The organism is Streptomyces sp. NPDC033221, from assembly GCF_055577005.1.
The window spans coordinates 282,437-301,563 of record NZ_JBVIQN010000007.1 but is presented as its reverse complement, the minus strand read 5'-3'; the positions used below and the strand labels follow the sequence as shown (position 1 = coordinate 301,563).

The 19,127-nt window shown below is 71.4% G+C and carries 17 protein-coding genes; 2 read left to right on the top strand and 15 right to left on the bottom strand.

Annotated elements, in window-relative coordinates:
* Positions 1-8: 8 nt before the first annotated feature.
* Genes ACZ53K_RS12200 through ACZ53K_RS12190 form a run of 3 tightly spaced genes read right to left on the bottom strand, consistent with a single transcriptional unit; the run spans position 9 to position 3,656 of the window.
* Entirely contained in the window at positions 9-2,276 is a 2,268-nt protein-coding gene (locus ACZ53K_RS12200; protein WP_468834443.1) for a VMAP-C domain-containing protein, read from the bottom strand.
* 22 nt (positions 2,277-2,298) lie between these two features.
* Positions 2,299-2,742, bottom strand: coding sequence for a CU044_2847 family protein (locus ACZ53K_RS12195; protein ID WP_468834441.1), 444 nt, complete (start codon positions 2,740-2,742; stop codon positions 2,299-2,301).
* A 53-nt stretch (positions 2,743-2,795) separates the two neighbouring features.
* Positions 2,796-3,656, bottom strand: a complete 861-nt coding sequence (locus ACZ53K_RS12190) for a thioesterase family protein (RefSeq protein WP_468834439.1) — start codon at positions 3,654-3,656, stop codon at positions 2,796-2,798.
* Between the two features lie 138 nt (positions 3,657-3,794).
* On the opposite strand from ACZ53K_RS12190, the gene ACZ53K_RS12185 reads away from it, so the two are divergent.
* Positions 3,795-4,412, top strand: coding sequence for a trimeric intracellular cation channel family protein (locus ACZ53K_RS12185; protein WP_468834437.1), 618 nt, complete (start codon positions 3,795-3,797; stop codon positions 4,410-4,412).
* On the opposite strand, the gene ACZ53K_RS12180 is transcribed toward ACZ53K_RS12185, so the two are convergent.
* From ACZ53K_RS12180 to ACZ53K_RS12130, 11 genes are all read right to left on the bottom strand, one after another.
* On the bottom strand, positions 4,409-4,765 hold the full coding sequence (locus ACZ53K_RS12180; RefSeq protein WP_468834435.1) for a DUF6191 domain-containing protein: 357 nt from the start codon (positions 4,763-4,765) through the stop codon (positions 4,409-4,411). The genes ACZ53K_RS12185 and ACZ53K_RS12180 overlap by 4 nt on opposite strands.
* A gap of 192 nt (positions 4,766-4,957) precedes the next feature.
* The gene (locus ACZ53K_RS12175) at positions 4,958-6,019 is read right to left on the bottom strand and encodes an alpha/beta hydrolase (RefSeq protein WP_468834433.1); all 1,062 of its coding nucleotides are present in this window, start codon (positions 6,017-6,019) and stop codon (positions 4,958-4,960) included.
* Positions 6,020-6,133: 114 nt separating this feature from the next.
* Positions 6,134-7,537, bottom strand: a complete 1,404-nt coding sequence (locus ACZ53K_RS12170; protein WP_468834430.1) for a M1 family metallopeptidase — start codon at positions 7,535-7,537, stop codon at positions 6,134-6,136.
* A gap of 121 nt (positions 7,538-7,658) precedes the next feature.
* Positions 7,659-8,474, bottom strand: a complete 816-nt coding sequence (locus tag ACZ53K_RS12165; RefSeq protein WP_468834429.1) for a class I SAM-dependent methyltransferase — start codon at positions 8,472-8,474, stop codon at positions 7,659-7,661.
* 164 nt (positions 8,475-8,638) lie between these two features.
* Positions 8,639-9,730 (bottom strand): ABC transporter ATP-binding protein, encoded by a 1,092-nt coding sequence (locus tag ACZ53K_RS12160; RefSeq protein ID WP_468834427.1) that lies wholly within the window; start codon positions 9,728-9,730, stop codon positions 8,639-8,641.
* The gene (locus tag ACZ53K_RS12155) at positions 9,727-10,917 is read right to left on the bottom strand and encodes an ABC transporter ATP-binding protein (RefSeq protein ID WP_468834425.1); all 1,191 of its coding nucleotides are present in this window, start codon (positions 10,915-10,917) and stop codon (positions 9,727-9,729) included. Before ACZ53K_RS12155 ends, ACZ53K_RS12160 begins: the two co-directional genes overlap by 4 nt.
* Positions 10,914-11,924 carry an ABC transporter permease gene (locus tag ACZ53K_RS12150; protein ID WP_468834423.1) on the bottom strand — a complete coding sequence of 337 codons (1,011 nt, stop codon included), beginning with the start codon at positions 11,922-11,924 and terminating at the stop codon, positions 10,914-10,916. Before ACZ53K_RS12150 ends, ACZ53K_RS12155 begins: the two co-directional genes overlap by 4 nt.
* A 77-nt stretch (positions 11,925-12,001) precedes the next feature.
* Entirely contained in the window at positions 12,002-13,750 is a 1,749-nt protein-coding gene (locus ACZ53K_RS12145) for an ABC transporter substrate-binding protein (protein WP_468834421.1), read from the bottom strand.
* Between the two features lie 70 nt (positions 13,751-13,820).
* Positions 13,821-14,819 (bottom strand): ABC transporter permease, encoded by a 999-nt coding sequence (locus ACZ53K_RS12140; protein ID WP_468834419.1) that lies wholly within the window; start codon positions 14,817-14,819, stop codon positions 13,821-13,823.
* 521 nt (positions 14,820-15,340) lie between these two features.
* Positions 15,341-16,135 (bottom strand): enhanced serine sensitivity protein SseB C-terminal domain-containing protein, encoded by a 795-nt coding sequence (locus ACZ53K_RS12135; protein WP_468834417.1) that lies wholly within the window; start codon positions 16,133-16,135, stop codon positions 15,341-15,343.
* 159 nt (positions 16,136-16,294) lie between these two features.
* Positions 16,295-17,092: an enhanced serine sensitivity protein SseB gene (locus ACZ53K_RS12130; protein WP_468834556.1), complete on the bottom strand. Its 798-nt coding sequence runs from the start codon at positions 17,090-17,092 to the stop codon at positions 16,295-16,297.
* Between the two features lie 201 nt (positions 17,093-17,293).
* Here ACZ53K_RS12130 and ACZ53K_RS12125 point away from each other — a divergent pair, with 201 nt between their 5' ends.
* Positions 17,294-18,061 (top strand): hypothetical protein, encoded by a 768-nt coding sequence (locus ACZ53K_RS12125; RefSeq protein ID WP_468834416.1) that lies wholly within the window; start codon positions 17,294-17,296, stop codon positions 18,059-18,061.
* A gap of 197 nt (positions 18,062-18,258) precedes the next feature.
* Here ACZ53K_RS12125 and ACZ53K_RS12120 read toward each other — a convergent pair whose 3' ends face one another.
* Positions 18,259-18,972 carry an AAA family ATPase gene (locus tag ACZ53K_RS12120; protein ID WP_468834413.1) on the bottom strand — a complete coding sequence of 238 codons (714 nt, stop codon included), beginning with the start codon at positions 18,970-18,972 and terminating at the stop codon, positions 18,259-18,261.
* Between the last annotated feature and the right edge of the window lie 155 nt (positions 18,973-19,127).

Sequence of the window (19,127 nt, the reverse complement as noted above, 5' to 3'; positions counted from 1 at the left end):
TTGCTGCGTCACGGCTGGGTCAGGACCCAGGCGTCCGGGGCCAGTTGCGGTGGCCGGTGGTCGGGCGCGTCGTACATCAGGGAGAGCTGGCGCCCCCGGTGGCCGGTGCACGCGACCTCGGCGACCGCCTTGGCGCGCTCCAGCCGTACCGTCTCCGGGAGCTGGGTGTGGTGCCCGCCCTCGACCAGTTCGAGCAGGCCCGCCGCGACGCTCTCGCCGTGCTCCTCGCGGTGCCACAGGACGGTGTGGACGCCCGCCTGTACGCACTGGCGCAGCAGCGCCCCGTGGTGGCGGGGTTCGCAGCACACGATCACCGTGCCCACCTCGGGCTGCATCTCCAGCCGGGCGCGGGCCACCTTGCGGTCGGTGCAGTCGTGGTCCAGGACGAGGCTGCGGGCGCCGTCCAGGGCGGCGGTGCGCCGCTTCCACCCGGCGTAGCTCGCGGGGGAACGCCGGGCGGTGCGGATCACCACCCGGCGGGTGAATCCCAGGCCGAAGGGGCCGTCCTCGTCGCTGTCGAAGGACTCCCAGCGGTCCACCGGCAGGCCGAGCCAGGCAGCCGGCAGGAAGAATTCGACCAGCGCGGGCTCGGGGTCCTCCCGGATCTCGTCGACCAGCACCCGGTGGATGTCGTCGACGACCTGTTCGCTGGTCACCTCGGCGTCCTGGGCGAGGACGAGGTGGTGCGGCGCGTCGCCGCCGCTCCATGCCCAGACCTGGTACGTGTAGTGCCGTCCGGTGGCGGTGGGCAGCAGCTCCACCTGGACGCGCGGCACTTTCGACAGCCGCGCGCCGCCTGGCTGCCCCCCGGCCCGGGGCGGGCGGCTGCCGTTCACCGCCGGGGGCGTCCCGGCCGCCGCCATGCCCACCGCGTCGCTCCCGATCCCCGCCCAGCCGCCGGGCGGCCGCGCGTCGCGGCGGGCGTCGTGGTGGACGGCGCGGTGTTCCGCCGCCGCGTACCGTGCCCGTTCCGCGCGGTAGCCCCGTACGTCAGCGGTGTACTGGCGTACGGCGGCCACGTCCACCCCCAGCCGTACGGCGGTCCGCTCCGTCCACGCCTCCAGGTCCTCGGCCGGGTACGGGCCCGCCTCGCCCTCGTCGACACCGATGCGCACCACGCCCTGGAGCAGCGGCGGCATGGGCTGGGCGCCCTGGGCCTCGAAGCCCTCCAGGACATCGACGGCGTCGGCCAGTCCGGTCACCGCGGGCAGTTCGATGGCGTGCGGCAGTACGGTGGTGAGCAGTTCCCGCGGGTCGGTGCGGCCGCAGTGCGCCAGCAGGCCGGTCAGGTCGCGCCGCTGCTTGTGGGTCAGACTCTCGCCGGGGCTGACGGCGCGGGCCACCCTGCACAGCCGCTCCCACTGCGGCCCGCCGCCGGCCGGCATCAGCTGCCGTACGGCCTGGAGCAGTTCGGGTACGCCGCGCCGGACGCCCACGGCCAGGCCGACCAGCCGGTCGAGGTCGGCGCCGGGGCCCAGGGACGGCCGGCGCAGCCGGGAGGCGAGCAGTTCCTCACAGCCGCGGACCGCGTCCGGGGTGGTCAGGATCGTCTCCAGGACGGCCAGCAGCTGCTGGACGCCGCGCCGGGCGGTGGGCACCACGGGTGGTGGCAGGTCGGGCAGTTCGGCCTCGATCGCGGGGACGCTGATCGCGTAGAGGGTGGCCGCGGCCGGTGCCCCCGACGGCCGGGCGCCGGGCGGGGCCTGGAGGTCGGCCACCACGAGTCCGACGACGGCCTGCCGTTCGCGGTCCCACAGCGGCCCGCCGCTGAACCCCTCCCTGACCTCCGTGCCGCCGACCACGTCCAGCGCGACCCAGGGCGGCGCGGAGACCCGGGGCACCGCGCGCACGGTGGGCAGCGGGTGGCCGCTGGCCCACAGGGCGATGACTTCGTTGCCGTAGGCGTGCGGGAGGAAAGGGGCCGGTTCGGCACCGGCGGGCGCGGGTCCCGACAGGCGGAGCACGGCCAGGTCGCCGTGGTAGAGGAGCGCGCCGGGCGGCACGGGTCCGCTGCCGCCCGCCGTGGCCCGCGGCGGGCTCCACAGGGCGGGCTCGACCCGGGCGGTCAGATCCCGGTCGGGCGCGACGTGCGGGAGCCGGACGCGGACCGGCTGTCCCGGGCCAGGCAGCGTCTGGTCGTAACGGTCCCGTCCCAGGGCGCTGTTGACGACGTGCGCGCAGGTGAGCACGGCGTCGTCGCCGAGCAGGACACCGGCGCCCACGGCCCGCCCGGCGTCGCGCACCGAGACGAAGGAGCGGTACAGCGGCTGATCCACACCGGACACCACCATGCCGTCCTCAGGTCGTGCTGCCGCTGCCGAGGTTCCAGGTGGCGGAGACCTTGAAGCTGGCCTCGCCGTTGCCGGAGAAGACCCCCAGGCTCAGGTCCGAGCCGAGGGTGACCCCGAACTCCACCGTGACCTCGTCCGGCCGGTGGTCACCGGCGGCGAGCGAGCGGTGGATGCTGCCCAGTACGGCGCCGAGCGGCCGCAGCGCGCCCTCCAGCGTCTCGCCGCCGCGGGTCAGCGCGCGTGCGACCCGTCCGTCCACGCTGACCGGGCGGGAGTGGCCGAAACCGTCGGGCAGCTCCAGTTGGCCGTCGTGCTCCCCGGGCTTGCCGTCGGGCGCGTCCGCGGGCCGTTGCGCGCCGTTGCCGCCGGGCGCGCCGGCCGGGGCCAAGTGCAGCCAGACGACCGCGCTTTCGCCGGTGCCTTCGTCGATGCTCAGTGGCATGTCCCCCATGTGATCAGTCTGGCACGTCACCGGGGCCGCCGCGCCCCCTTTGGGGCAGCGATTCACGCCGCGTCCGCGCCCTCCCTGGGCGCGCGGGCCAGTTGACGGGACTGGGCGACCAGTTGGTCCGCGCTGTCCCAGACCTCCGCGTCCTCCTCCAGGAATCCGCCCGCGAGGTTACGGGTGGTGATGGCGACGCGCAGCGGGCCGGGGGCCGGGCGGCGACGGATGTGGGTGGTCAGCTCGACGGTGGGCACCCAGCCGGTCAGGCCGATCTCGAAGGCGGTGGGCGGCAGCGCGTCGACCGTGAGCAGCAGCGACAGCGGGTCGGGGTCGCGGCCGTCGGCGAGGCCGAACCAGCCGCGCATCTCGCCGTTGCCGGAGGGCGCGCCGACGGCCCAGCCGCAGGTGGCGGGGTCCAGCCGGATGTCGAGGCGGTCGGCGATGGCGGTGCTGCCGGGGATGGTGGGCTGCCCTTCGGGCGCGCTCTCGCTGCCCGGGCAGTGCTCGTACGGGGGGATGGCGGGCGGCTTGGCGGTGGTCCGTACGTCGTCGGTGAGGGTGTCGAGGTCGCCGTACGCGGCGAGCACGCGCAGCCGCTCGACCTCGCTGCCGTCCTCCTCGAACTGTACGAGGGTGGCGGTGCCGGTGGACATGGTGCGGCCGGTGCGGACGACCTCGGTGCGGATGACGGCGGGTCCGGGGACCGAGGCGGTCAGGTAGTGCGCGGTGACCGAGAAGGGATCCGGGTGCGGCAGGGCGTCACCCAGGGCCCGGCCCACCAGGGCGAGCAGATAGCCGCCGTTGACCGCGTGGATGATCGTCCAGCCGGCGGAGAGATCCGCCTCGTAGTGGCCGGGGGCGCGGCGGACGACCGCCGTGTCGCGGTCGAATTCGCTGTTACCTATGGTCACCTGTGCCATGCGCGGCACGCTACACGGATTTGTTACTGACCGGTAGACCTTTTTTCTTCAACCGCCCGCCGGGTCTGGCACCCGGCCACGGGCACCGCCCGTGCGCGGCCCGCGCGCCGCGCCCCGGCGGCCTGAGATCATGGGCCCATGCTTCACGTGCTCTACCTGGTCGGCGTCTCCGCCTTCGCCGCGAGCGGGGTGCTGGCCGCGTACCGCGCCAACATGGACCCGTTCGGCGGCCTGGTGCTCGCCTTCGCCGCCGCCACCTCCGGCGGCACCCTGCGCAGCCTGATCCTCGACGACCACCCCCTGTACTGGACGCACGACTGGGTCCTGCTCACGCTGATCGTCTGCGTCAGTGTCGGCACCATCATCTACCTGCGGTACTGGCAGCTGCCCCGCAAGTCGCTGCTGGTCGTCGACGCGGTCGGGCTGGCCGTCGTCACCGTCATCGCCGCCCGCGCCGCCATCGCGGCGGGCGCGACCCCGCTGGCGGTGATCATCCTCGCGGTGATGAGCGGCGTGGCGGGCGAGGTGATCCGCGACGTGCTGTGCGGCGAGTTCCCGCCGCTGCTGCTGCGCGAGGACGTGTACGCCATCGCGGCACTCGCCGGCGCCGCCTCCTACCTGGGCCTGCACCACCTCCACGTACGCGCCGACGTCGCCGCCGTGGTCTGCGCCGGGCTGGTCTTCGCGCTCCGGATGGCGGCGGTCTACTTCGGCTTCCACCTGCCGCGCCCGCAGCAGCTCAAACCGCGGGGTTAGGACGGGTCCGACCGGCCGGCGCCCGCGGGCGCCGGCCCGATCAGCGCACGGGCCGGGCCTGCTTCCTCCGGCACCACGATGAACGCCGTGCCACTGGTCAGGTCGATACGGGAGCAGAGCGGCGCACCGTCGCTCTCGTCGTCCCGCCGCAGCAGCTCCACCCGCCGCTGCTCCAGCTCCGCCGCCTTGTTCCCGTTCACCACCGCCGTGAATTCGTCGAAGGCGATGCCCGACAACGAAGGCCCCGAGTGCCGGCGCAGCCACGGGATCAGGCCCAGTCCGGTGAACCACCGCCATCCGCTCTCCACCAGGGCGAACAAGGCCAGCAGACACGCGAAGGCCGGGAACGACATGAGCCAGACCGTCACGGACGGCCCCCCGCCGTCCGCACCGCAGCCGCACCCGTCCCGCTGATCGTCATGGGGACCACTGTTCCGGGTCCGCGGCGCGCAGGGATCAGCCCGGAGGACGATCCGCCTCCCCCATGCGGCGGAGGCGCCGCGTCGTCCTGGTCCAGGAGGGTTCGACCGGGGCGATGGCCGTCCCTACGCCGCCGGCCGCGGCGCCTCCAGCTCTTGGCTCAGCCACCCGAAGGCTGCCGGATACATCCGCGTCCACGTCCCGTAGTTGTGGCCGCCCGTCGGCAGCACCAGCGTCCTGACCCGGGTCCTGGTGCCTTGGGCGGCCTTCTTGAAGCGCTCGATGTTGGCGGGCGGGCTGATCGGGTCCTGCGCCGAGGTCGCCAGGAACAGCCCCACGTCGGCCTTGGCGTGCCGGACCAGCCACTGCGGGCTGTTGCGCTGCCGCAGCGCGGGATCGGTCAGCACGTCCGGGTCGCCGGTCAGCGGATCGGGGTCGAAGGCCACGCCCGCGCCGAACGTCTTCGGATACTGCAGCGGCAGCTTGGCCGCGCAGTACCCGCCCGTGGAGAAGCCCAGCAGTCCCCGGTTCTTCGGCCCCGGCGCCGTACGGAAGTGGTGGCTGATCAGGTCCGTGACGTCCGTCGCCAGCCAGGTCGCGGTCTTGCGGTGCGGGGTGTCGGAGCAGTCCGTGTCCACGCTGCCCGGGTTGACCACGGGCATGGCGAGGATGAAGGGGTGCGCCGCGTTCCCCTCGACGAGCTGCTGGAGGTCGCCGGGCATTCCGCCCTGTTCGAGCCAGGACTGCGGTGAGCCGGGCACGCCGTGCAGCAGCATCACGACCGGGAACCTGGTCTTGCGGTACGCCGGGTCGTCGTACTGCGGCGGCGTCCAGACCATCACCTGCCCGGACAGCCGGGACTTCGCCCCGCGGAAGTACGTGTCCTTGATGCCGTTCGGGCCGTCGTTGAACTTGGCGCGGGCGACCGGCGGCCCCGGCATGGCGACCGCGTCCTGTTCGGTGCCGAGCAGGTCGTCCCAGGAGGCGTAGAGGCCGTAACTGTTGTTGATGGCGACCGCGACGACGCAGATGGCGGTGAGCTGGCACAGGCCGATCAGCAGGATTCTGGCCAGCCAGCGCAGGGGACGCGGCCCCCGGGCTCTGCCCCACAGCAGCAGTGTGGCGAGGACGGCGAGGACCGTCGCGATCACCAGCACCACGAAGAACGGGGTTCCGGTCAGGCTCATCCGCGTCCCCTTCCACCTCGCGTACCGCCTCCGACGGTACGTGACATGTCCCGCCCCACCACGGGACCGGGCCCGCGCGCCGGAAGGTTTCCGCCGCGCGGGCCCGCCGGTGCGTCAGGGCAGCGCCGGCTTGCCGGTGGTGTAGAGCCAGGTGTGGAAGAGGTCACCGAGCCGCTGCCCGGAGATCTTCTCCGCCAGCGCGATGAACTGCCCGATGTCCGCGTTGCCGTGGCGGTGCTGCTTGGTCCACGCGGGCAGCAGCTTGAAGAACGCCCGGTCACCGATCCGCTCGCGCAGCACCTGCAACGTCATCGCGCCGCGGGTGTAGACCGCCTGCGCGAACATGGTGTCCCGCTGCGGGTCGCCGACCTTGACCTTCCAGAAGTCCGACTCGGCGGGCCGGGCCGCGTACGCCGCGCGGAAGGCGTCGGCCGCGGTGCGGGTGCCCTTGTGTTCGTCCCACAGCCACTGCGCGTACGAGGCGAAGCCCTCGTTCAGCCAGATGTTCCGCCAGTTCCGGGGCGTGACGGAGTCGCCGAACCACTGGTGGGCGACCTCGTGGGCGATGGTCGTCTCGTTGCGTACGGCCGAGTAGACCGGCTTGGTCTGGGTCTCCAGGGAGAAGCCCGCCTGTGGCATGTCGTCGACGATCGCGCCGGTCTCCTCGAAGGGGTACGAGCCGAAGACCTTGGACCAGTAATCGGTGACCGCGGCGGTGATGCCGTAGACGTCGACGGTCCCGGTCGGCAGCTTCGGGTCGGTGGCGACGTAGATCGGGATACCGCCGGGGGTGGTGCCCGTCCGGACGTCGAACTTCCCGATCGTGGCGGTGGCCAGATACGTCGCCATCGGCTTGCGCTCGCGCCAGTGGAAGTACGAGCGCCCGTCCTCGTCGTACCGGTCGACCAGCCGCCCGTTGGAGACGCCGGTCAGGCCCTCGGGCGCGTCGATGCGGATGTCGTACGTGGCCTTGTCGCCCGGGTGGTCGCTGGAGGGGAACCAGGTGGACGCGGCGTTCGGCTCGCAGGCCACGAAGACCCCGTCGTCGGTCTTCATCCAGCCGTAGTCCGAGCCGAAGACGATGGGCCCGCTGAGCGGCAGCGGCACGCCTCCGTAGACGACCTCGACGGTGAATCGTTCATCCTCTTCCAGCGGCCGCTTGGGCGTGACGGTGATCTCGTCGCCGGAGCGGGTGAACCGCGCGCGTCTGCCGTCCACCTCGATCGAGGTGACCTCCAGCTTCTGGAGGTCGAGGTGGAAGGAGCTGAGGTCCTGGGTGGCGCGCGCGGTCAGTTCGGTACGGCCGTCGAGACGGCCGGTGGCGGGCTCGTAGCTGACGCCGAGGTCGTAGTGCAGGGCGTCGAAGCCGCCGTTGCCGAGGTTCGGGAAGTACGGGTCGCCGACGCCCGGGGCGCCGGGTGAGGCGGCGGGGGCCGCCGCGATGGTGCAGGCGGCGGCCACCGCGGTGGCGAGAGGGAGCAGACGAGCGCGGCGACGTGCTGAACGGGAGAGTGCCATGAGCCGTCCCTTCGGACACACGGATGTCGTCTGACGAACAACCGCGCCGACTCTGCACTCTGCTGTCGCTTTTCACGCCGCATTTTGCCAACTCGTCATTACATACAGGGCAGTTGATGCTTCACTCAGACGACTTTCCGGCCACGTAGAGAATCTTGCGGCAGGCGTCCTCATCCGGGACATCGGTCAGCTTGCGGCCGTCGACCCCGTGTGCGGCGATCAGCCGCAGACCGGCCGCGGCCAGCTCCCGGCGCACCGTGGCGTCGGAGTGGTGGTGGTACAGGTGCCGGGAGGACACCCGGTGCCAGGTGTCCTCGCCGGTGCGCGCGAAATAGTCATGGGTGACGTCCACGACCGCGTCCGGCGCAACCGGTACGGGACCGCCTCGCCACACGTCGAACCGGCCGTCCCGGTCCACGACCTTGGTCACCGCGTAGTCGCGCCGGAAGCTGCCCAGTGTCGTCATGTCGAAGACGACGACACCCCCGTCCGCGAGCTGCCGGCCCAGGCCCGCGAAGGCGGCGGCGAGCTGCCCGCCGGCCAGGTAGGCCAGCGGCTCGCCCATGCAGGTGACCACGTCGAAGGAGCCGAGGTCCGGCATGTCCCGCAGGTCGGCGACGACGAACGGGGTGCCGGCCGCCTCCGGTTTGGCGCGCGCCGCCTCGATCATCTGCGGCGACAGGTCGCAGCCGGTCACCGTGAACCCGAGGCGGTCCCGCAGGGCGAGGGTGCCGCGCCCCGTGCCGCACCCCGCGTCCAGCAGCCGCTTGCCGTCCGGCCCGTACCGCTCGATGAGCTTGCGGTAGAAGGTGACCCAGCGCAGCAGATACGGGTCCTCGACGATGGTGTCGTACTCCGCCGCGACCGCCTCGTAGGCGGTCAGCGCGGGGTCGGGGGCCGTGGCGTCGGCGTCGTGGGCTTCCTGCTGCGCGGACAAGGCACTACCTCCATGGGACCGGCCGGCGGGCGCCGCCGGGGCGCCGATGAATCTATGGTCGGCAAAACCGGCCGGTCAAGGGCGGTCGCGGACGCGCGGAGGCCGGTGCGGGGCGGCGTTCCCGCTCGCTCCGCACCGGCCCCGCACGCCTCGTGTCCGCCGGTTCAGCCGCCGCTCCCCGCGGCGTCCGGAGTTCCCGCGCCGACGCTCTCGGGCGCGTTCTCCGGGTGGTGGCAGGCCACCTTGTGGCCGCCGCGCAGCGCCACCAGCGGCGGCTCGGTGGTCGAGCACACCTCGGTCGCCTTCCAGCAGCGGGTACGGAACCGGCAGCCCGAGGGCGGGTTGATCGGCGAGGGCACGTCACCCTTGAGCAGGATGCGGTCGCGCTGGGTGCGCCGCTTGGGGTCGGGCACCGGCACGGCGGACAGCAGCGCCTTGGTGTACGGGTGCATCGGCGCCTCGTACAGCGACTTCCGGTCGGCCAGCTCCACGATCTTGCCGAGGTACATCACCGCGATGCGGTCCGAGACGTGCCGGATGACGGACAGGTCGTGCGCGATGATGACGTAGGTCAGGCCCAGTTCGTCCTGGAGGTCGTCCATGAGGTTGACGACCTGCGCCTGGATGGAGACGTCCAGCGCGGAGACCGGCTCGTCGGCGACGACCAGTTTGGGCTTGAGGGCCAGCGCCCGCGCGATGCCGATGCGCTGCCGCTGGCCGCCGGAGAACTCGTGCGGATAGCGGTTGTAGTGCTCCGGGCTCAGGCCCACCAGCTCCAGCAGCCGCTGCACCTCCTTCTTCACGCCGCCCTCGGGCTCGACGCCCTGGAGGCGGAAGGGGGTGCCGATGATGCCGCCGATGGTGTGCCGCGGGTTCAGCGAGCCGTACGGGTCCTGGAAGATCATCTGGACGTCGCGGCGCATCGGACGCAGCCTGCCCGGGGACAGATGCGTGATGTCGCGGCCCTCGAACTCGATGCTGCCGCCGGTCGGCTCGTCCAGCCGGGTGATCAGCCGGCCCATCGTCGACTTGCCGCAGCCGGACTCGCCGACCACGCCCAGGGTCTCCCCCGGTCGTACGTCGAAGTCGATGCCGTCGACCGCCTGAACCGCACCCACCTGCCGCTTGAGCAGGCCCTTGGTGATCGGGAAGTGCCGTACCAGGCCGCGCACCTTCAGCAGCGGCGCGGCGTCGGCGCTCTCGTCGGTCCCGCCCGTCGTACCGGCGGCGACGCCGGTCTCATCAGTCTCGGTCACAGCTTCGGCGCAATCTCTTCGGTCCAGATACGCTCCCGCTCCTCCTGCGCCATGTGGCAGGCGGAGAAGTGTCCGCCGCCGCCGGCCTCGCGCAGTTCGGGGCGGACCGTGCGGGTGACGTTGTCCTTGGGGACGTCCGCGTACGGGCAGCGGGGGTTGAAGGCACAGCCACTGGGGACGTTGATCAGGCTGGGCGGCGATCCCTTGACCGGGATCAGGCGTTCGGTCTGCTCGCGGTCGATGCGCGGCATCGACCCCAGTAGCCCCCAGGTGTACGGATGCTGCGGCTCATAGAAGACCTTGTCCGCCGGGCCGCGCTCGATGCACCGGCCGCCGTACATCACCAGCAGCTGGTCCGCCAGTTCGGCGACCACCCCCAGGTCGTGGGTGATGATGATGACCGCCGAGCCGAACTCCTTCTGGAGGTCGCGGATCAGGTCGAGGATCTGCGCCTGGACCGTCACGTCCAGGGCGGTGGTCGGCTCGTCCGCGATCAGCAGTTCGGGGTTGTTGACCAGCGCCATGGCGATCATCGCGCGCTGGCGCATCCCGCCGGAGAACTGGTGCGGGTGATCGTCCACCCGCTTGTCGGGCTGCGGGATGCCCACCCGGTCCAGCATCTCGACCGCCCGTTTGCGTGCGGTCTTCTTGTCGACGTCGTGGTGGACCCGGTACGCCTCCACGATCTGGGCGCCGACCGTGTAGTACGGGTGCAGCGCGGACAGCGGGTCCTGGAAGATCATCGCCATCTCGCGGCCGCGCAGCCGGCGCACCTCGTCCGGGTCGGCGCCGACCAGCTCCTTGCCGTCCAGCCAGATCTCCCCCGACATGTCCACCTTGGCGCGCTGCTGCCGGGAGGCCCGGTGCAGGCCCATGACGGCGAGCGAGGTGACGGACTTGCCGGAGCCGGACTCGCCGACGATGCCGAGGGTGCGGCCCTTCTCCAGGGTGAAGGAGAGGCCGTCCACGGACTTCACGATGCCGTCGTCGGTGGGGAAGTGCACCTTCAGGTCACGCACTTCGAGGAAGGCGGTGGGCGCTCCCGAGCCGGCCGGAGCCGGCTCGCCGACCACGGCTCCCGTCTTCGTCAGGTCCGGCGCGGCGGCGGGCAGCGGCCCGGCCGTGGCGGTCTCCGGGGCGGTGGGTCCGGCGCCGGGGCCGGCGGTGGAGTCTGGGGAGTCGGTCACGAGAGCCTCACCCGCGGGTCGACGGCGGCGTACAGAACGTCCACCACCAGGTTGCATATGACGATGAAGAACGCGGCGAGCAAGGTGACGCCGAGGATGTTCGGCAGGTCGTTGGCGTTGATCGCCTCGACGGCGAACGCGCCGACCCCCTTGAGGGAGAAGACCTGTTCGGTGATGAGCGCACCGCCGAGCAGCAGGCCCACGTCCATGCCGAACACCGTGATGATCGGGGTGAGCGCGGCACGCAGGCCGTGGCGCACCACGACCTTGCGCTCACCCAGCCCCTTGGCGCGCGCGGTACGGATGTAGTCCTCGCTCAGCGTCTCCAACATGCCCGCTCTGGTCAGGCGTGCATAGAGGGCGGAGTAGAGGAAGGCCAGGGTGATCCAGGGCAGCACCAGCGTCTGGGCCCACATGAACGGGTCCTCGAACAGCGGTACGTAGTCGCTGCGCTGGATGATCGGCCACTGGTAGGTGAACAGGGCCAGGGCCAGGGCGCCGGTGAAGAACATGGGCAGCGACACGCCGGCCAGCGCGACGCTCATCGCCACCCGGTCGAAGACCGAGCCGGGGCGCAGCGCGGAGAGCACGCCGGTGGCGACGCCGGAGACCAGCCATACGACGGCCGCGCCGGCGGCCAGCGAGATCGTCACCGGGAGCCGGGTCTGGATCTCGGGCCAGACCTCGATATGGGTCTTGAAGGAGTAGCCGAAGCACGGCACGTTGCATGTGGCGGCGTCCGGGCCGAACTTGTAGTCGACCCCGACGAAGATGCCCTTGAGGAAGTCCCAGTACTGTACGAAGACCGGCTTGTCCAAGCCGAGGTTCTTCTTCACCGCGGCGAGGTCCGCGGCCGATGGGGCCTTTCCGATGTACTGCGCGGCCAGCTGGTCGGCGGTCTGTCCGGCCAGTTTCGGCAGCACGAAGAAGATGCCGAAGGTGACCGCGCTGACGATCAGCAGCAGAATCACCGCGCTGATCAACCTGCGGATGATGTACGCGAACACGGGACTGCGGCGTCGGCGCCGCGGACCGGACCGGCCGGCCCGCGGACACCAATGCCTTCACCTGCCTTCCGGGGCTGCTACTTCTTGACGCCGACGTTGAGGTAGTCGTACTCACCGCTGTAGGCGGAGGTGGACACCAGGTTGGTGGCCTTCGGCGAGCGGTACAGCAGGATCTTGAAGTAGGTCAGCGGGACGATGACCGCCTGCTCCATGGTCTTCTTGTCGATCTCCGCGTAGTCCTTCTCGCGCTGTGCCTTGTCGCTGGTGGCGATGGCCTCGTCGAGCAGCTTGTTGATGGTCGGGTCGTCCAGCTCGGAGAGGTTGGAGTTGCCGGACTTCTGGATCGCCTTGCCGTTGACGATCTGCTGGAGGTAGCCGAAGCCGGTCGGGTAGTCCGAGCCCCACTGCATCATCATCAGGCCGATGTTGTTCTTCTTGGTGAACTCCGGCACGCCCGCGTAGTCCGAGAAGTACTTGCCGCTCGGGTACGTCTGGATCTTGGCGTCGATGCCGATCTTCTTCAGCGAGCCGACCACCGACGTCGCCGCGTCCACCTCGTCCTGCCGGTCGCTGCGGGCGGTGATCGTGGTGCTCACGTTGCCGGCGCCGCACGCCTGCCACTGCTTCTTGGCCTCGGTCAGGTCGAGGTTGTCACCGTTGTACTTCTGCGGGTACTGGTCGAACTTCTGGAACCCGGCGAGGTCGGTGGGCAGCACCGTGGAGGCGATGTCACCGCGGATCGGACCGCCCTGCGCGGTCTGCACGGCCTTCTTGTCGATCGCGTACTGCACGGCCTTGCGGCACTCCACCTTGTCGAACGGCGCGACCTTGGGGTTGATCGCCACGTACGACAGGCGCTGGCCGAGCGCATTGTCGGTGTTGGCCTTCTCCTTGGTGCTGGTCAGGAGCTGGGCCTGGGTCTGGGCGTCCACACCGCGGCCGGCCATGTCGATGTGGGTGTTGCCGGCCTTCAGGTCCTTGTCGATGGTCGACTGGGCGACCTTCATGTTCAGCACGATCTTGTCCGGCAGCTGCTTGCGCAGCGGGTCGGTCTTGGCGTCCCAGTGGGGGTTGCGGACGAGGACGACCTTCTTGCCCTCCTCGTAGGTGTCGAACTTGTAGCTGCCCGAGGAGGCGATGTTCTTGGTGTAGTCCGCGCCCTTGTCCCTGGCCTGCGGCACCGGCGCCGTCTGCGGGGCGCTGACCAGGTAGTCGAACTCGGCGAAGGGCTGCTTGAGATGGAAGACGATGGTCTGGTCGTCCGGCGTCTCGATGGACTTCAGGCCCTCCGGGCTCTTGTCTTTGTACGGACCCTTGTAGCCGCCCTCGTTGTCCTTGAGGTACGTCTGGAAGTAGTTCGGGCCGAGCGAGAGCACGTCGCGCGCGAAGTTGCTGCGCTCCACGGCGTACTTGACATCCTTCGAGATGATCGGCTTGCCGTCGTCGTACTTGAGACCCTTGCGGATCTTGTACGTCCAGGTCTTGTTGTCGTCGCTGGACTTGCCCATCGACTCCGCCAGGTCGGGCACCAGCTCGTTGCCCTTGGGTCCCGGGCCCGGCTTGAAGGTGGTCAGCGGACGCGCGTACAGGCGGCTGAAGTTCCAGACGTACGCGTAGTACGTGTTGCCCGGGTCGTAGGACTCGGGGGCGTCGCTCATCGCGTACGTGAGCGTGCCGCCCTTGTCGTCCGAGGCGTTGACGATGCCCTTGGTGGCCGCGTTCGCCTCGGACGAGCCGCTGCTGGAGCTCTTGCCGCTGCAGCCGGACAGCAACAGGCCCGCACTGGTGAGGGCCGCGATCGCCGCGACCGGGACTGACCTTCGCATAATGGTCGGTTTCCCCTTCATGGGTCGGAAACTTGGATGGGTGCTGCCGGGCGTACGGGCCCGGGCGGAGTCAGCGGCTGCGCGGGTCCAGCGCGTCCCTGAGGCCGTCGCCGAGGAGGTTGAACGCCAGCACGGTGACGAAGATCGCGAGGCCGGGGACGAGCATGTACTGCGGGTCGACCTCGTAGTACTTGACCGCCTGGTTGAGCATTCCGCCCCAGGACGCCTGGGGCGGCTGGATGCCGACGCCCAGGAAGCTCAGCGCCGCCTCGAAGAGGATGTTGGAAGGGATCAGCAGCGTCGAGTAGACGATGATCGGGCCCACCAGGTTGGGCAGCAGCTCCCGGAAGAGGATGAACGGGCCGCGGGCACCCATGCCGCGCGCGGCGTCCACGAACTCCCGCTCGCGCAGCGAGAGCGTCTGGGCCCGCACGATCCGGCCCATGTACGGCCAGTTGAAGAATCCGATCACGAAGATCAGGACCGAGATGTGCAGCGGCAGCCCTTCGAGCCCGAAGGCGCCGCCCTGGAGCGAGGCCGAGATGGCGATGGCGAACAGCAGCAGCGGGAACGCCAGGAAGACGTCCATCAGCCGGCTGATCAGCGCGTCCACCCGGCCCCGGTAGAAGCCGGCCACCACACCGAGCACGGTGCCGATGGCCACCGACAGCACCGTCGCCCCGAACGCCACGATCAGCGAGACCCAGGAGCCCTCCAGCACCCGCGCGAGCAGGTCGCGGCCGAACTTCGGGTCCACGCCGAGCGGGTGGTCCAGGCTCATCCCGCCGAGGTCGCCCTTGGGCAGCGTGGTGTTGGGGTCGATGAGGTCCTGGTGCGGGCTGTTGGGGTCCAGGCCCAGCCAGGACTGGATCGGCCGGGAGAGCGCCGCGATCACGATGAGCAGGATGACAACGATGGCACCCGCTACCGCGACCTTGTCGCGCCGGAAGCGCAACCAGGCGATCTGGCCGAGTGAGCGCCCCTCGATCTTCTTGCTCTCGACGCCTTGCAGCACCGCTTCCGGCTGCGCTTCGGCAGCCGCCCCGGTGGTCTCGATCGGTGCGGTCACGGTGCCTTTGACCCCTCTCGGCCGGCGCCGCCGGCCCATGCGCGCCGCGGTCAGCGGCCTGGTTCACATCACTGGTGCGAGTGGAACTGTGGTGCGGGATGGCGCTCCGGAGCGAGTGGCGCCCGGGAGCGGGTAGGGCGAGTGCTGCTGGTGCAACGGGGAGAACTCTGGAACAGCTGGAGCAACTGATGCGTGTAGTGCGAGCGTTGCGGGTACAGGTGTTGCAGGCCTTACGGATGTTGCAGGCGGAGCAGACGTCGCGGAACGTCACGCGACGGTGATCGGTACATCTCGTACACAGGGCCGAAACCCTCTGCTGCGGGAGTCTTCATCCGATTCGCGATCACTCACCAGCCCTGACCGGGAATGGATGCGCAACTGTGATGTGGCCCACGGGCTTCCGTTATCCGGACACAAGCCCCGACTGAGCGGTTCGCGCGAGCGCGGGCAGGGGTGAACTTACGGGCGTGAGCGGCCATTTCGGGCCGGAGAGGGCCCCCTGAGGGGCCGGTGCGGCAAGATCAGTACGGGCGCGGGTAGCCGTATCCGTACGCCTGGGCGGGCGCGGGCACCGGACCGGCCGCGTACGCGTCCCGGTCGAAGAACGGCCGCGCGTTGGCCCGCATCCACATCCCGACCGGGTCGTACTCGTCGTTCATCGCGACCGTCGAGACGGGCAGTCCCTCCGGCACCGCGCCGATGGACTGCTGGATCATCAATCGCACCGAGTCCACGGCCGGTTGCCCCGTGTCATACAGATCCAGGCCGATCGCCAGATACGGCGCGCCGAGGGCGGGCTGCACCCAGGCCCGGCGCAGGGAGCGCACGGCGGGCGTGCGGTGCGCGTTCTGCCCCAGCAGGGCGTAGAACTGGGGAATCTCGATGACCGGTTCACTGATCCGCAGCGGACCGGCCGGCAGCCGGTCCAGGCCGCCCGCGACCCGCCGCAGATCCAGCCACGGAATGCCGACGCCACCGCCGGGGGCGTGCGGATTCAGCCACAGGCCCCAGCGGTCGGGGAAGAGGGTGGCCGCGATGTCCCGGCCGTAGACGACCTCGTGCGCACGGTTCCAGCCACTGGCCGCCAGCTCGGGGGCCGAGGTCACGCACGGCGCGTAGCCGAGCCCGTCGACCTCCATGTTGCCGTACTGCGCATCGGGCGAACCGGCCTGGCCGTGCCAGAGGAGCATCCAGACCTGACCGGCGGCGAGGGCCTGCAGCAACGCCTCATAGGCGTCGTACCGGCCGGGCGAGACCTGCTGCAGCATCTGCTCGACCTGCCCGGCAGCCGCTCCCTGATGCGCACCCGCGCTCACGTGGTCCGTCCCTTCCTGTCGGCAGGCACGTGGGGTACGCCTGCCGGTTGCAACAACAGCTTAGAGCCTGCGTCCGGGCCCCGGTCGGATCAGCACACGTGGCTTGCGGTCACGGAAAGGAGCACTCCGGGCGCACCGGGGCGCCGGGGGCGCGGACGGTCAGACGGCGTCGCGGGAGTAGAAGGGGCGGACCCGCTCCAGCATCCAGTCGGCGACCGGGTCGCCCTGCGCGAGGTCCAGCATGACGAGTTGGACGGGCCAGGTCAGCGGCGTCCCGCCGAGGGCCCGCCCGAGGGCGGCGGTGACGGCGTCCCGTACGGCCGGGTCGTGCGGCGCCACGGCCGCGGCGTCCACCTGGACACCGACGAACAGCGCGGGCGCGTCACCCTCGACGCTGGCCAGCGCGCGGCGCGCGGTGGCCACGAAACCCGCCGCCGAGAACTCCAGCCCGGCCGCGGCCAGGAAGTCCACCGGCTCTTCCTGCCAGTCCGGCTCGAACAGCCGGACCCGGGCACCGCTCGGCGCCCCGGGCAGGTCCGGGCGCCCGGTCCGGCACAGCTCGGCCACCGCGTCCGGGGGCAGCGGCACACCGACCGTGCCCTCCGGGTTGACCGCGATCCCGATCAGCGGGGGCAGGCCGCGCGCGAACTCGGCGGCCGGCGCGACGGTGAAGGACAGGTGCGGTCCGGCCACCCGCCGGAACTCCTGCTCGGAGCTGAAGACCGGGACGTACGCGGCCGAGCCGATCTCGACGGTGGGCAGGTCCAGGCCCGTCCGGCCCAGGCCCGCGCTCTCCGGGCCGCCGCCCTTGGGCAGCGGCACCCATATCCGGCTGCGGCCCAGCACCTCGACGATGCGGGCGCCCGCCCCGGGGTGCCCCACCGAGGCGGCGAGCACCTCCTCCAGCTCGTTGGCGGGCCACTCCAGCCGCGGAATGCCCTGCTCCGGAAAGTCCATCTCCACCCACCCGCTCCGTACCGCTCGTACCGCGCTTTACCTGGTCGACGACCCTAACGCCAGCAGACGGGAGGAGCCCTGGTGCGTCCGGATGACCACCGAACGCGCGCGAGCGGTTGCGGACCGTGCACACCGCTCCGAAGGTGGCTCCAGGGTGATCTTGCCCTGCCGTTCCGTTCCTACAGAAAGGCACGTCTCCTGATGGCAACGCACCGGACCGCCGCCACCCTCGTCAGCGCCGCCACCGTCGGCGCCCTCGCCCTCGGCGCCGTGGGTTCCGCGGCCGCGTCGGAAGGCCCCAAGCCCCCGGTCCGCAACCAGAGCATCATCGTCGACGACATCAGCAGGCTGGCGGACGCCTCCACCGAGCTGGCCGAGAAGTCGGCCGACAGCCGCGGCCACTCCGTGGAGGTCAGGGCCGCCCGCACCCGCCTGGACACCGTCCTCGCGGACGCGCAGCGGATGGCGGACATGCTGAACGAGGACTCCGACCGGTCGGCTTCGGCCGACTCCGTCCAGCTGCGCCAGGCCTCGCAGAACCTGCGCACGCAGGTGGACGAGCTGGCCGCGTTCCGGGCCCCGGCGCCGGGAGAGTCCTCCGACGCCGTGAGCCTGACCGGTTCGGTGGCCCGGTCCGTCTCGGACATCTTCAAGATCCTGGGCATCGACAAGCTGCTCGGCGACCTGCGTCAGCAGCCGTCCGCCCAGCCCGCCACCCAGGCGGCCGACCGGCCCGCCCAGCCCGCCGCCGAGCCCGCGGCCGAGGCGGACGACCAGTCGGCGGCCCAGCCGAAGGCGCCGACCAGCGACCCGCAGCCGGCCGACGACGCGCCGCGGCAGCAGCCCGCCGCCCCGCAGCCGGCCGCCGAGGGCCGGCCGGCCGACGACGCGGCGAAGCAGCCCGGCGGCTCGCTGCTCAACTCCGTACTGTCGCTGCCGACGGTGCTGCTCAAGGCCCTGGGCCTTTAGATCGGCCCGGGGGCGTCCGGAGGAGGCGCGTATGCGGGAGATATGCCGAAGCTAGGACCGGTTCTGACGGGCCGTACGGAACATTCCGTACGGCCCGTCAGGTGTCCGGCATCACGGCTATCGCAGGAATTGCGGATATCGCGGGAATTGCGGATATCGCGGACATCAGGGAGCGTACGGCCGTCCGCGCCTCGGCCTCACTCGAAGCCGATCCGCCGCAACGCGCCCGCCGCGGGCCGGTCCAGCAGGACGGCCGAGGTGAAGCCCGCGGGGAGCCGGGCCGCCCGGGCGCGGGCGGCCAGCCGCCGTACCGCGCGCCGGTGCCGGGCGAAGGCGTAACCGGAGACCCCGCGGCCGCGTGAGCGCTGCCCGGACAGCGCGACCCCGGGCGGTACGTCCAGCAGCACCAGGTGCAGGCCGCGTCCGCCGCGCCGGGCCTCGCGCGCGAGCCAGCGACGTACCCACGCGAGCGTCCCGCAGTCGTGCACCACCACGCTCCGCCCCGACCGCAGCGCCTGCCGCAGCCCCCGGTAGTGGGCCGCCCTGACCAGTGGCCGGTAGAGCGCGTACGGGAACCGGCGCAGCCGGCCACGCTCCCAGCGCTCCCGTACGTCCTGCGAGTCCACGCGGTGCACCACCGCGCCCTGCTGGTCGTGGGCGGGCACCAGCCGGAGCATGAGCGTGCTCTTGCCGCTGCCCGGCAGGCCGGAGACGACCACCACGTCACCGGCCGTGAAGTGCAGTTCGGCCGCCTCGCGCGGGGCGCGTCCGTCCCTGAGGTCGACGACGTCCACCGCCGGCGCGTCCGGCGCGGCGGTCCGCGCCCGGCCGGGGCGGACCACCCCGAGCGGCAGCCGCCGGGGCCCCGGCACGGCGGCCGGGGCCGGCTCCGGGACACAGCCCGGGGGCACGCCTCCCGGACTTGTCGCGAATGCGGCTTGCCTGTGCACCGTGATCGCCCCTCCCGGTCCGGTGGTTCCGTCCCCTTACCCGCAGAGTGTCAAGAAAAGGTAATGCGCTTCAAGGAAACGGCACGATCCGTACAGTCCGCGGACACTGTTGTGAC

Coding starts and splice junctions, on each gene's coding strand:
- ACZ53K_RS12195 (WP_468834441.1), bottom strand. CDS start 2,742: ATGGGGGACATGCCACTGAGCATCGACGAAGGCACCGGCGAAAGCGCG.
- ACZ53K_RS12125 (WP_468834416.1), top strand. CDS start 17,294: ATGGCAACGCACCGGACCGCCGCCACCCTCGTCAGCGCCGCCACCGTC.
- ACZ53K_RS12185 (WP_468834437.1), top strand. CDS start 3,795: ATGCTTCACGTGCTCTACCTGGTCGGCGTCTCCGCCTTCGCCGCGAGC.
- ACZ53K_RS12180 (WP_468834435.1), bottom strand. CDS start 4,765: ATGTCGTTCCCGGCCTTCGCGTGTCTGCTGGCCTTGTTCGCCCTGGTG.
- ACZ53K_RS12175 (WP_468834433.1), bottom strand. CDS start 6,019: ATGAGCCTGACCGGAACCCCGTTCTTCGTGGTGCTGGTGATCGCGACG.
- ACZ53K_RS12145 (WP_468834421.1), bottom strand. CDS start 13,750: ATGCGAAGGTCAGTCCCGGTCGCGGCGATCGCGGCCCTCACCAGTGCG.
- ACZ53K_RS12170 (WP_468834430.1), bottom strand. CDS start 7,537: ATGGCACTCTCCCGTTCAGCACGTCGCCGCGCTCGTCTGCTCCCTCTC.
- ACZ53K_RS12190 (WP_468834439.1), bottom strand. CDS start 3,656: ATGGCACAGGTGACCATAGGTAACAGCGAATTCGACCGCGACACGGCG.
- ACZ53K_RS12130 (WP_468834556.1), bottom strand. CDS start 17,092: ATGGACTTTCCGGAGCAGGGCATTCCGCGGCTGGAGTGGCCCGCCAAC.